The organism is Ensifer sp. VA4 (assembly GCF_055710065.1).
The window spans coordinates 98,738-111,529 of sequence record NZ_JBVQPO010000011.1 but is presented as its reverse complement, the minus strand read 5'-3'; the positions used below and the strand labels follow the sequence as shown (position 1 = coordinate 111,529).

Below are 12,792 nucleotides of genomic sequence, written 5' to 3'. Positions count from 1 at the left end.
TCCGATTACGACTTGATGCCACCGAAGAACCGGAAACCGAATTTCCAGTTCACGAAGAGATAGAGGGCGATGACCGGCAGCGAATAGATCAGCGAATAGGCGGCAAGCAGCGTGACGATCGGCGTGCCGGCTTCCGAATAGAAGGAATAGATGGCAACGGAAGCCGGCATCAGTTTGTCGCTGCGCAGCAGGATGAAGGGGATGAGGAAGCTGCCCCAGATGTTGACGAAGGCCCAGACGACGACCACGACGATGCCGGGCCGGATGACCGGCAGCGCGACATCGAAGAAAGCCTGCAGCGGCGAGGCACCCGCGACCATCGCGCTTTCCTCATACGAGCGCGGGATGGCGTCGATGAAGTCGCGAAGGATGAACATCGCCGTCGGTAACAGCCCGCCGGCGAAGACGAGGATGACGGCGAGATGGGTGTCGATCAGCCCGGCCGCCGAGATGATCAGGAAAATCGGCACCATTGCCGCCGAACCTGAAACCACGGACGAAAAGAGCAGCAGGATATAGGTGACGGCGCCTTTGCCCGGGATCGGCGAGCGCGAGAGCGCATAGGCCGCGAGCGTCGCCGCCGCGCCGACCAGCACCACGCCGCCTGCCGCCTGTATGAGACTGTTCAAGAGCGCCTGCATGGCGAAGGTGTTCTCAAAGACGGTCGCGAAATTCGACAGCGTGAAGGGCGAAGGGATGGCAAGCCCGAGTTCGGCTCGGGCATTGAAGGGGGCGAAGATGAACCAGACGAGCGGCAGTGCGAAGACCGTGCCGAGGAAGGTGGCGGCAGCCGCAAAGACCGTACGCCTTACGAAGATGTTGTTCTGCGTCCTCTTCTGCATCATTCCGCCTCCACCGGCTTCTTATGGGCTATGCGAAGATAGACGAGCGCGAATGCCAGGTTGATCAGCATGATGACGACGCCGACGGCAGCGCCTTTGCCGAATTCGAAATCCTTGAAAGCGATGCGATAGGTGTAGATCGAGAGGATCTCGGTGCGATAGGACGGCCCGCCATGGGTGAGCAGGAACGGCGTGAAGACGTTGAAGGTCCACATGGTGATGAGGATCAGGTCCGTCACGACATGACCGCGGATCAGCGGCAGCGCGATGTCGCGCAGCTTCTGCCAGGAGGTGGCGCCGGCAACGTCGGCAGCTTGAAAGTAGCTCGGCGGGATCGACTGGAAGGCCGAGTTGAACAGCATCATCGAGAAGGCCGCTCCCCGCCAGGTGTTGAAAAACACGATCACCCAGAAGGGCTGCTGCAGCAGCCAGTCGCCGGGCGGCAGGCCGAGGCCGCGCAGGATCATGTTGAGGGTGCCGTTGTCGTAGTCGAGAAAGGCGAACCAGGCGAAGCCGATCACCACTTCCGGCAGGATCCAGGCGGCGATGACGGCCGTCTGCAGAAAGGATTTGAGCGTCGGCGTGACTGACTGGCTAAGCCAGGCGAGCAGCAGACCGAGAAGCGCCTGGCCGATCAGCGCCGAAAGCAGCACGAACTGGATCGTCAGGATCAGTGAAAAGCCGAACTGGCCGCGGGTGAAGAAGGTCGCGGGGTTGAAGAGGGCGAAATAATTCTGCAGCCCGACGAAATCAGGGTCGACCGCCGTGCGGCCGAGCAGCGTGCGATTGGTGAAGGAGACGAAGATCACCCAGAAGAAAGGAATGATGACGAAGACCCCGACGAGAGCCGTCGCAGGCGCAAGGAAGAGTGCGCCGGCGCGCGTCGAAAGCAGTGAGAATTTCTTCATGCCCTTTTTCCGGATCGGTCACCCGACCGCTGGAGGGCCGGGCGCGCTGGTCGCTGGATGGGGGCGGGATGAGGAAGCCGAATGAGTTTCCGCTTTCACCCCGCGCGGCTTTCAGAGCGTGCTGACGGTGTTTTCTTCGCCGACGATGGCAATGACCGCCGCCTTGTACTGGGCCATCGCATCCTCGGGCGAAAGCTCGCCGGAAACGACGCTTTCCGTCATACGCTGGATCTCGGTCGAGATCTTGTTGTAGTTGGCATCGTTTGGCCGGGCCGTGGTGATCGGCAGCAGTGTCGTCGCCGTTTCCGTCAGGAACGGCGAATTCGGGATCGCTACGTCATCGCGGATGCGGATCGCCGGCTGGATCTCCTGGAAGGCCGTGAGCTGCTCCTTACTGTTCATGAAGGAAAGCAATGCCCAGGATTCCTGAGGCGCATCGGTATGCGGGTTGATGACGAAGCCGGTGCCGCCCGAGACGGTGACGAAGTCCTGGCCGCGAAGCCCCTTGCCGGGTGCTGTTGCCGGCATCCTCTTCCAGGTCATGACATTGTCGCGATCGGCCACCGCAAACTCGGCTCCGGGTGCCGTGACGGAGCGGTAGAACCAGTCGCCTTCGACCAGCATTGCGGTCTTGCCGTCACGGAAATTGGCGAAGGTGCGGTTGCGGCCGTCAGCAAGCAACTGCGCGCGTTGGTCGCCGAGCTTCTCATCGACATAGATAGTCTTGTAGAGCTTTAGCGTGTCGAGAATGCCCTGGCTAGAAACGATGTATTTGCCGCTGTCGTCGGTGACCTGCTCGCCGGTGCCGAGCAGTGCCATCCAATAGCCCTGCATCGTCGTTGCCTCACCCATCGAGACTCCCGCATTGAGCTGCAGCGGGAAGCTTTCGGGTGCCGCCGCCTTGATCTTGCGGGCGGCTTCGAGCAGATCCTCCCAGGATTTCGGCTGCCACTTGTCGGCGTCGAGCCCGGCGGACTTGAAGAGGTCCTTGCGCACGAAGATCATGCGCGCGTCGGTGCCAAGCGCGATGCCGTAGGGCTTGCCCTGGTAGCTCATCAGAGCTTTGGTGCCGTCGGAAATGTGCTGCCAGCCGTCCCATTTCGCAACGTCGGGACCGGCCACTTCCTCGAGTGATTTGAGAAGGTTGCCCTGAACGAAGCTCGGGATGAGGAAGCCGTCGAAGCCCGAGACGTCGGGGCCGGCGCCGGTGGAGAAGTCGAGTGCGAGCTGCTGCGTCAGCTGCTCGTCTTCGCCGCCAAACTGCGTCAGCTTGACGGTGACGTCCTTGCCTTCGGCCTTCATCTTCTCGGTGAAGGCTGGAATGACCTTCTGTTCGATCCACTCTGCCATGCCGCTGTTGACGCCGCCGACGACGCATCGGCAGGTGATGTTGAGTTCGGTGGCGCTCGCCGGCGCCGCAAAGGCTATGGCTGCGGCCGCGCTGAGCAACAGGGAATGAAACCTGGTACGCATGTTTTCTCCTCCCGGCGGTCCACTCCGGACCAAAGTGTCTGGCTGTGACAGTCCGGCCCTCCTCCAGGTCCGCTGTCCCGACGACGATCAAGAATGAACACGCTTTCATTTTTGTCAACATAGACGATCTATTCTTTCTACGATTACGACTAGAATTGCTATTCTGCTTGACGAAATCGATAGGTTGTTCTCTTTTGTTGGTGAACACGTTTTCATTTTGTGACGGATAGATGAACGATCGCGCCGACAAGAAAGCCGCCCGAGCCACCGCAGACCAGGTGGCGCGCGAAGCCAATGTTTCCCGCGTTGCCGTATCCCGGGCCTTCAACCCGAACGCCTCGCTGAAGCCGGAGAAGCGCGACCGTATCCTCAAGGTGGCGCGCGAACTAAACTACACGCCCGACATGGCGGCGCGTTCGCTCGTCACCGGCCGCTCGCACCTTGTCGGCATGATCGTGCCCGACGTCTGCAGCCCTTGGGAAAGCCAGGAGATCGACGCGCTGACGACGGCATTGCAGGCGGAAGGTTTCGCGACCCTTCTCTTCAAGGTGAAGGCCGATTTCAGCATGGACCCGCGCTTGCTTACCTATATGCGCGGCTTCAATCCCGATTCGGTAATCGCCTTCACCGAGAACATCCTGCCGGACGTGCTGTGCGGTTTTCTCGATCGCGCCGTGCCGATCTATGTGATCTACGACGACGTCGCGCAGTTTGCGGGGGCGGCATCCGGCACCCTCTACGATCGGCTGCTTGTCCGGCAGAAGAACGGCATCGAGCAGGCCGTGGCCCTGCTTCAGGGCTATGGCGCGCGCCGCATCGCCTATCTCGGCGGCAAGGCGCAATCGCTCGCCAATGCCGAGCGCGAGCGCACGCTGAAGGAGACGCTTGCCGAGCGCGGCATGGATGCGCCGATCGTGCTTCCCGGCGACTATACCTACGACACCGCCTATCAGGCGACGCTCGATCTCTTTCGGATCGGTGAGGGGGCCGACGCGATCTTCGCGGCCAACGACGTCGGCGCCTTCGGTGCCATCGATGCGCTCCGCCACGAACTTGGCCTTTCCGTGCCCGATGACGTCAAGGTCGTCGGCTTCGACGACATCCCCCAGTCGCACTGGAAGAGCTACAACCTCACCACCGTGCGCATCGACCTCGAAGAGCGGGTGCGCGCGCTCGTTCGCCTGATCCTCATGCGACTTCGGGCACCCGATGCCGAGCCGCTCACCGAGACACTCAACACCCGCCTGATCGTGCGGGGCACCGTCGGCTGAAGGTAATGAACATGATCGAAAAGCGCATTCACGTCGTCTTCAAGACTCATCTCGACATCGGCTTCACCGATCACGCCGAAAAGATCCGTCAGCAGTACCACGAGCGCTTCATTCCGCAGGCGATCGAAACCGGGGCGCATTTCTACAACGAGAATCCGCACGAACCGCAATTCATATGGACGACCGGTGCCTGGCTGATCTGGGACCACCTGCATTCGCGTTCGAAGGAAGAGGTCGCGCGGTTGGAACAGGCGATCGAGCGCGGTCTGATCCGCTGGCATGCGCTGCCCTTCACGACCCATACGGAGCTGATGTCGCCGGAGCTTTTCCACGCCGGGCTCTCCTATGCCCAGGAGCTCGACCGCCGCTTCGGTTTGACGACGACCGCCGCCAAGATGACCGACGTGCCCGGCCATACACTCGGCATGGTGCCGCTGCTTGCGGAAGCGGGCGTACGCTTCCTGCATATCGGCGTGAACTCGGCTTCGCCGCCGCCGGAAATTCCCGATGTCTTCCGCTGGCGGGCGCCGGGCGGCGAGGAAATCGTCGTCATGTACCAGCGCTCCTATGGCGAGACCTATTTCCCGCAAGGCCTTTCCGACGGTCTGAGCTTTGCCCACACGAGCGACAATATCGGCCCGCAGAGCGTGTCGCAGACGGCCGAGGCGTACCGCGATATTCTGAAGCACGAGCCCGGCGCCACCGTGCGTGCCGCGACGCTTGAGGATTATGGTGCGCTGATGTGGGACGCGCGCGCGCGTTTTCCGGTCGTGGAGAAGGAACTCGGCGATAGCTGGATCCATGGCAGCGGCACGGACCCGGAAAAGATAGCCCGCTATCTCGCGTTGCAGCGGCTCTATGGTCGCTTCACGGAAGAGCAGATGACGGCGAGCCGTCAGGCTTTCGGGCGCAAGCTGACGCTGGTCGTCGAACACACCTGCGGCGTCGATATCAAATCCTTCCTGCGCGACGAAAAGGCCTGGGCGCGCCCTGCCTTCGAGGCGGCACGAGGGGCCGATCCGCGCTTTCAATACACGGAGGCTTCGTGGCGGGAGCAGCGCGCCTATCTCGACCAGGCGGTGGCGGAACTGGAGGTCGAGGATGCGGCCCGCGCCGAGGCAGCCCTTGCCGATCTCACGGTTGCGCCGCGACCCGTGCCCACCGGTGCCGCAACGCGGCTTGAGGTCGGCGGATGGAGCATCGATCTCGATCCGGGGACGGGCGACGTCGCCGCGCTGACTGCACCCGACGGCCGAAAGGTCCGCGGCGCCAATGGATCGCTGATGGCCTACCGCTATGAAAGCTATGATGCCGGCGATGTCCGCCGGCACATGGATAGCTATCTGACTCATTGGATGGACTGGGCTGTGCTCGATCATGACAAGCCCGGACTTGCTCACGTCACCGAGGCCCGCTCGCAAGCCTATCGACCGGAGCTTCGAGGCACGACGGCCACATCGATCGTCGCGGCGATGCCGGCCGAGGCGGTAGAGCAATGCGGTGCCCCGGCTGATATTGCGCTGGAGTTTTCCGCGACCTCAACCGGCCTCGACGTCCGGCTGACACTTTACGGCAAGAATGCCAACCGTATGCCGGAGGCGAGCTTCCTGTCTTTCACGCCCGAGGGGCGCTCTGCCTGGACCGTGCGCAAAATGGGCCTCTGGCACGACACCGACAATTTTGCCCGCGCCGGTGGCGCCCAATTGCAGGCGGTCACGGCCGTGCGGGGGCGGCCGGAATCGGGCGTGGAGTTGATGGTCGAGAACCTCGACACGCCGTTGGTCGCGCCTCAGGCATGGCCGTTCATGGCCTTTTGCAAGGACCTGCCCGACTATTCCGCCGGCGTCCGCTTCAACATCCACAACAACAAGTGGGGCACCAACTTCCCGATGTGGTGGGGCGGCGATTTCACCACACGCTTCAAGCTCAGTTTCGTCGACGGGTAATTGGCGCAAGGCCCGCGATTGCGCGCATTCCGAGTGCGGGGCTACGCCATCGATGATAGGATGCCCTGGCGGCCGAACCATGGGAGGTCGGAATGCGTCGCCCTGTCATCGCCCTCGTCATCGGAGGGCTATCCATCACAAGCGCGATCGCGGGAGAGCTGGCGGTCTTCCATGCGGAACATTTCAGCGACGACACGGTCGTTAGCCTTGCACTTGCCGGCAACCGCGCGGCACTGCTGCCCGGGTACGACTACGATGTGCTGATCTCGATCTCCTCCCGGCGGGTTGTCGATGGGAGCGTGTACCATGATCCCGGAAAGCACCGTGCGCTGGTGAAGTGCAGCGAGCCGGCGAAAGTCTCCGTCCGGGGCGTCGACTATCCGGTGCTGGCGTCGGCGCCGGTTGATTGGAAAGCCGATCTCTGGAGAGCTGTTTGTATGGTGCCTGTCTTGTAAGGCGAGGTTACGGCGGCGGACAGGCCGCCGGCGTGGCGGGGCAGATACCAGACATCGACAGGCAGTCTGCGTCCGGGAAGCGTGACGTCCTTCTGCGCCATCCAGTTGGCTGGCGGGACCGGAGCCATGAGGCGCGTCATCAGCGCAGCCGATATCGCCAGCGGTGCATCAAGCGATTTGGTCAAGCTTTCCAGGCGCTGGGCGACATTGACCGCGTCGCCAATGACGGTGAATTCGCTGTGGCAACCGCTGTCCAGCACGCCGCCGACCACCTTGCCGTAATGCAGGCCGATGCCGGCATCGAGGGCGGGGTGGCCGTTGAGGGCGTTGTGATTTTTCCAGTCGGTCAGGGCGTCGACGAGATCGAGGGCGCAGGCCATTGCCCGATCTGCATCGTCGTCCATGGGCCTCGGCTGACCGAAGACCGCCATCACGCCGTCACCAATGAATTTGTCGACGGTGCCGCCATGCTCGAAAATCGTCTGCGAGACGAGCTGGCGATACTCAGCCAGCACAAAGGCGAGTTCCGGAGCAGGTGCGGTCTCGGCGAAACGAGTGAAATCGCGCAGATCAACGAACATGATGCCGCATTCCGGCGTTCCAGACGAAGAGCGCCTCCACGCTCCTGCAGTTCCGAGACCACAAGCGGCGAGAAGAAGCGGGAGAGATTGAGGCGCCGCTGGTCAGCCTTGAGGGCCTCCTTGCGCGTCCGGTCGTGATCCGGCGCGAGAAGATAGATGGCGAAGGCGGTGAAACCGAAACTGACGGTCAGGCCGAGATCCTGATTGAAGAACGAGCCGAGCAGCGGGAACACCCCCGCGGTAGGATGTCTTGCGGCCGTAATTGCCAGCATCGCCACCCAGGACGTGAGCACGATGCCGCAGAAAATGAGGACGAGCCGTCTTTCCAGCTTGAGGCCGACATGGACGAGCAGGATGAACGCCACGACCAGGCTCGTCGTCGTCAGATTGTGGTTTTCGTTGACCGGCCCGGCGAGGATGTGTGCGTAAAGGAACAGCGCGACCAACAGGGCGTCAAGGACGACGAACGCCGTCTTCAGCCACGAGCGCCCGGGCAGATAGCGCGCCATTGCCACCGAAGCGACGCTGATGACCAGATAGCTGACGACCACGATCGAATGCATTCGTTCGGCACCCTCGTTGCCGCCGAGCAGCAGGTTTGCCAAAAGGATCGCAAAGGCGACCAAGCGAAGAAAGATCGAGCGTATCTCGCGGGCAAAATCCCATTGGGGGTGTAGTGAGGACGTCATGTTTGTCGGCCCTGAGGTTTGAATATCTTGCCCGTGCCCGCGGACGACCACCGGCTAAAAGCTGTCACCAAAAGTTGCCAACTATCAGCCTTGCTACCGTTCGATTCGCGTCGAATGTGTGGCGAGGCCAAAAGGTCCACTGAGGGTGGGTCGGTCTGGTTTAGCGTTTCCAACGATGGCAAGGTCAAGCGTTGGCGGGATCGAAGGAAATGAACGGGTGGCCTCGTCTGCGGCGCGTATCGCCAGGCACTTCCTCTTTGCCCCCGGCATCTACGTAGAATGACGTATGTGCAGTGCAGCGTGACTGTCCGATGATCCCTCAAGCAACGGCAAAAAACTCGAAAGCCGCGCTGCTCCAGAACGAGAGGGGTTCCATCAGATGACTATCAGGGCAAGCGTCACCGGCGCATTCCTCGCAGCCGTCCTGTCGACGACGGCATTCAACGGCGCCTTTGCCGCCGATGACACGATCAAGGTCGGCATCCTGCATTCGCTCTCCGGCACCATGGCGATCTCCGAGACGACGCTGAAAGATGCCATGCTGATGCTGATCGACGAGCAGAACAAGAAGGGCGGCCTGCTCGGCAAGAAGCTCGAAGCCGTCGTCGTCGACCCGGCGTCCGACTGGCCGCTCTTTGCCGAAAAGGCGCGCGAGCTGATCTCGGTCGACAAGGTTTCGGCCGTCTTCGGTTGCTGGACCTCGGTGTCGCGCAAGTCGGTTCTGCCGGTCTTCGAGGAGCTCAACTCGATCCTCTTCTATCCCGTCCAGTACGAAGGCGAGGAAAGCCAGCGAAACGTCTTCTACACCGGGGCCGCGCCGAATCAGCAGGCAATCCCGGCCGTCGACTATCTGATGGAAAACGAAAGCGTCGAGCGCTGGGTGCTCGCCGGTACCGACTACGTCTATCCGCGCACGACCAATAAGATCCTCGAGGCCTATCTGATTTCCAAGGGCGTGAAGCCTGAAGACATCATGATCAACTACACGCCTTTCGGCCATTCCGACTGGCAGACGATCGTTTCCGACATCAAGAAGTTCGGTTCGGCCGGCAAGAAGACGGCAGTCGTCTCGACCATCAACGGCGACGCCAACGTGCCCTTCTACAAGGAACTGGCGAACCAGGGCGTCAAGGCCGAAGACATTCCGGTCGTCGCCTTCTCGGTCGGCGAAGAGGAACTCGCCGGCCTCGATACAGGCCCGCTCGTCGGGCATCTCGCGGCCTGGAACTATTTCCAGTCGGTCGATACGCCGACCAATGCTGAGTTCATCAAGACCTGGAAGGCCTATACCAAGAACGACAAGCGCGTGACCAACGACCCGATGGAGGCGCACTATATCGGCTTCAACATGTGGCTGAAGGCCGTGGAGAAGGCCGGCACGACCGATACGGATGCCGTGCTCGACGCGATGATCGGCATCTCGGTGCCGAACCTTTCCGGCGGCTATTCGACGATGATGCCGAACCACCACATCACCAAGCCGGTGCTGATCGGCGAGATCCAGGGCGATGGCCAGTTCGAGACCGTATGGGAAACGCCCGGCCTCGTCGTCGGCGACGAATGGTCCGACTATCTGCCCGACTCGAAGGACCTGATCTCCGATTGGCGCGCGCCGATGTCCTGCGGCAACTTCAACGTCGCCACCGGCAAATGCGGCGGCAAAGGCTCCTGATTTCATCACGTAGTCATAGACCGGGCGGGCAGTCCGCCCGGCCAATCCTTGCATGACGAAATCCGGGGGCGAGCATCCCTTCGTCCGGTGATGCGGCCGGGCGGAGGGATCTTAACGCAAAAACCTCGACCGAAGCGCCCGTCGCCCACGCGACGCGCAAGACCCGAGCGAGAGGGCAATGTACCGAATTCTGCAGATCCTGTTTGTTGCGCTCTGCCTGTTGATTTCGACCCATGTGGTAGGCTCCCGTGCGGCGGACGACCTTGGCGCGCTGGTCGACCAGCTCGGCGTCGCGAAACTCTCGGATATGGACGAGCGAATCTCGTCGCTCGCCAAGACAGGCGACGCCAAGGTCATTCCCGTGCTCGAGGCGCTGGGCGAGGGAGAACTCTACCAGCGCAAGTCCGACGGCAAGGTCTTCCTCGTCAAAGTGCAAGGCGCGGACCTGCTGCTGATTGATCCAGTGACGGGAATGGAAGCTGGGCAAGCGCCGAAGGCGGCCATGCAGAAGGTCAAAGTCAACAATGCCGTGCGTCGCGCCGTGCGCAGCGCGCTTGGCGGCTTGACCCTTTTCAGCGATGACACGAGCGCGCGGCTGAAGGCGGCGCAATCCATGCTGCAGACGCCGAACGCCGATGCGCTCGACGCGATCGAGGCCGCGATTGCGACCGAAAAGGATGCAACTGTTCGCAAGGTTCTCGACGAGGCACGCGCCGTCACGCTTCTTCTGTCAGAGCGAAGCGACGAGGAAAAGCGTCAGGCGATAACACTCCTCGCCAAGGGCAATGGACGCACCGGGCTTGCCGTTCTGACATCCGCACTCGCAAATGCCGATGCTGCGCTCAAACTCGACATCGAAGCGGCAATTGCCCGCATCGAACAGACCCAGGCGTTCTGGAACGCCGGCCAGAACGTCTGGTACGGCCTGTCGCTCGGCTCGGTCCTGTTGCTGGCGGCGATCGGGCTTGCCATCACTTTCGGCGTCATGGGCATCATCAACATGGCCCATGGCGAGATGGTCATGCTCGGCGCCTATACGACCTTCCTCGTGCAGGAGGTCATACGCAACTCTTATCCCGGTCTTTTCGACTGGTCGCTGGCGATCGCGCTGCCGCTCGCCTTTCTGGTGACCGGCACCGTCGGCCTTGCGATCGAACGCGGCGTCATCCGCTTTCTCTACGGTCGCCCGCTCGAGACGCTGCTTGCCACCTGGGGAATTTCGCTGATCCTGCAGCAGGCGGTGCGCTCGATCTTCGGGCCTACGAACCGCGAAGTCGGCAACCCATCCTGGATGGCTGGTGCCTTCGATCTTGGCGGGCTGACGATCACCTGGAACCGGCTGTGGATCATCGTCTTCGCGCTGACGGTTTTCGCGGCACTTCTGTTCCTGCTCAAGAAAACGCCGATGGGCCTGCGCATGCGGGCCGTCACGCAGAACCGGCGCATGGCGTCCTCCATGGGCATCCGCACGCCCTTCGTCGACGCACTCACCTTCGCGCTTGGTTCCGGCATCGCCGGCATGGCGGGAGTGGCGCTTTCGCAGATCGACAATGTCTCGCCCAATCTCGGCCAAGGCTACATCATCGACAGCTTCATGGTCGTCGTCTTCGGCGGTGTCGGCAATCTCTGGGGCACGCTCGTCGGCGCCTTCTCGCTTGGCATCCTCAACAAGTTTCTGGAACCCTATGCCGGCGCCGTGCTTGGAAAGATCCTCGTCCTGGTTCTGATCATCCTCTTCATCCAGAAGAAACCGCGCGGCCTCTTCGCGCTCAAGGGAAGGGCGGTCGAAGCATGATCACCTCGTTTCTGATGAAATCGCTCGATCGCAGCATCCTCATTGTCGTGGCGATCCTCCTCGGCCTTGCGCTCCTCGTTCCAGCGCTCAACCTTTTGACCGCGCCCAACCATCCGTTGCACGTGCCGACCTACCTGGTGTCGCTGTTCGGCAAGTATCTCACCTATGCGCTGCTGGCACTGGCGCTGGATCTCGTCTGGGGCTTCTGCGGCATCCTTTCGCTGGGGCATGCTGCCTTCTTCGCGCTCGGCGGCTATGCCATGGGTATGTATCTCATGCGCCAGATCGGTGCGCGCGGCTCCTATGGCAATCCGCTGCTGCCGGATTTCATGGTGTTCCTCAACTGGAAGGAACTGCCCTGGTTCTGGTACGGCTTCGACATGTTCTGGTTCGCCGTGCTGATGGTCGTGCTGGTGCCGGGTGTGCTTGCTTTTGTCTTTGGCTGGTTCGCCTTCCGCTCGCGCGTCAACGGCGTCTATCTCTCGATCATCACTCAGGCGATGACCTATGCGCTGTTGCTCGCCTTCTTCCGCAACGACATGGGCTTCGGCGGCAACAACGGGCTGACCGACTTCAAGGACATTCTCGGCTTCAACATCCAGGCGGATGGCACGCGCGCCGTGCTCTTTGCCGCCTCGGCGCTGATGCTGGCGCTCTGCCTTATTCTCACCGCTGCGATCGTGCGCTCGAAATACGGCAAGGTGCTCGTGGCGGTGCGCGACGCCGAGAGCCGGACACGCTTCCTCGGCTATCGGGTTGAACACATCAAACTCTTCGCCTTCACCGTCTCGGCGATGATGGCCGGCATCGCCGGCGCGCTTTACGTGCCGCAGGTCGGCATCATCAACCCCGGCGAGTTCGAGCCCGGCAATTCGATCGAGGTGGTGATCTGGACGGCGGTTGGCGGGCGCGGCACGCTGGTCGGCCCGATCGTCGGCGCCATCCTCGTCAACGGGGGGAAGAGCATCTTTACGGCGGCATTTCCGGAGTTCTGGCTCTTTGCGCTCGGCGGTCTCTTCGTGCTCGTTACCCTGTTCCTGCCGAAGGGTGTCGTCGGTACGGCCGGCGCCTATTTCGCCCGCCGTCGCGCTGAACGAAAGGCGCGCGCGAACGAAGCGCCGGACAATCTGGCGATTGAACCCATGGCGGCGGAGTAAGCG

Annotated in this window: 9 protein-coding genes and 1 pseudogene; 6 read left to right on the top strand and 4 right to left on the bottom strand. The window is 62.0% G+C overall.

All coding sequences use genetic code 11. The annotated features are described in order from the left end of the window. Positions 1–5: 5 nt before the first annotated feature. The 3 genes from AC0C6X_RS20100 to AC0C6X_RS20090 all read right to left on the bottom strand — a co-directional run bounded on the left by AC0C6X_RS20100 (position 6) and on the right by AC0C6X_RS20090 (position 3,223). Positions 6–842, bottom strand: coding sequence for a carbohydrate ABC transporter permease (locus AC0C6X_RS20100; protein ID WP_472954782.1), 837 nt, complete (start codon positions 840–842; stop codon positions 6–8). Continuing rightward, complete coding sequence (locus tag AC0C6X_RS20095; RefSeq protein WP_173519698.1) at positions 842–1,750, bottom strand: carbohydrate ABC transporter permease; 909 nt, start codon at positions 1,748–1,750, stop codon at positions 842–844. Before AC0C6X_RS20095 ends, AC0C6X_RS20100 begins: the two co-directional genes overlap by 1 nt. A 111-nt stretch (positions 1,751–1,861) precedes the next feature. Continuing rightward, positions 1,862–3,223, bottom strand: coding sequence for an extracellular solute-binding protein (locus AC0C6X_RS20090; RefSeq protein ID WP_472954779.1), 1,362 nt, complete (start codon positions 3,221–3,223; stop codon positions 1,862–1,864). Between the two features lie 230 nt (positions 3,224–3,453). On the opposite strand from AC0C6X_RS20090, the gene AC0C6X_RS20085 reads away from it, so the two are divergent. The 3 genes from AC0C6X_RS20085 to AC0C6X_RS20075 all read left to right on the top strand — a co-directional run bounded on the left by AC0C6X_RS20085 (position 3,454) and on the right by AC0C6X_RS20075 (position 6,895). Then, a complete protein-coding gene (locus AC0C6X_RS20085; protein WP_173519700.1) occupies positions 3,454–4,494 on the top strand; it encodes a LacI family DNA-binding transcriptional regulator in 1,041 nt (346 codons plus the stop codon). Positions 4,495–4,505: 11 nt separating this feature from the next. Continuing rightward, positions 4,506–6,440, top strand: coding sequence for a DUF5054 domain-containing protein (locus AC0C6X_RS20080; protein ID WP_472954776.1), 1,935 nt, complete (start codon positions 4,506–4,508; stop codon positions 6,438–6,440). A 92-nt stretch (positions 6,441–6,532) separates the two neighbouring features. After that, on the top strand, positions 6,533–6,895 hold the full coding sequence (locus AC0C6X_RS20075; RefSeq protein WP_472954774.1) for a hypothetical protein: 363 nt from the start codon (positions 6,533–6,535) through the stop codon (positions 6,893–6,895). On the opposite strand, the pseudogene AC0C6X_RS20070 reads toward AC0C6X_RS20075, so the two are convergent. After that, positions 6,817–8,165 (bottom strand): annotated as a pseudogene (locus AC0C6X_RS20070) (adenylate/guanylate cyclase domain-containing protein). The gene AC0C6X_RS20075 and the pseudogene AC0C6X_RS20070 overlap by 79 nt on opposite strands. A gap of 379 nt (positions 8,166–8,544) precedes the next feature. Between AC0C6X_RS20070 and urtA the strand changes: the two are divergent. From urtA to urtC, 3 genes are all read left to right on the top strand, one after another. Continuing rightward, positions 8,545–9,837, top strand: a complete 1,293-nt coding sequence (gene urtA / locus AC0C6X_RS20065; RefSeq protein WP_173519703.1) for an urea ABC transporter substrate-binding protein — start codon at positions 8,545–8,547, stop codon at positions 9,835–9,837. Between the two features lie 178 nt (positions 9,838–10,015). After that, positions 10,016–11,632 (top strand): urea ABC transporter permease subunit UrtB, encoded by a 1,617-nt coding sequence (gene urtB, locus AC0C6X_RS20060; RefSeq protein WP_247959141.1) that lies wholly within the window; start codon positions 10,016–10,018, stop codon positions 11,630–11,632. Then, a complete protein-coding gene (urtC, locus tag AC0C6X_RS20055; protein ID WP_472954772.1) occupies positions 11,629–12,789 on the top strand; it encodes an urea ABC transporter permease subunit UrtC in 1,161 nt (386 codons plus the stop codon). Before urtB ends, urtC begins: the two co-directional genes overlap by 4 nt. Positions 12,790–12,792: the final 3 nt, after the last annotated feature.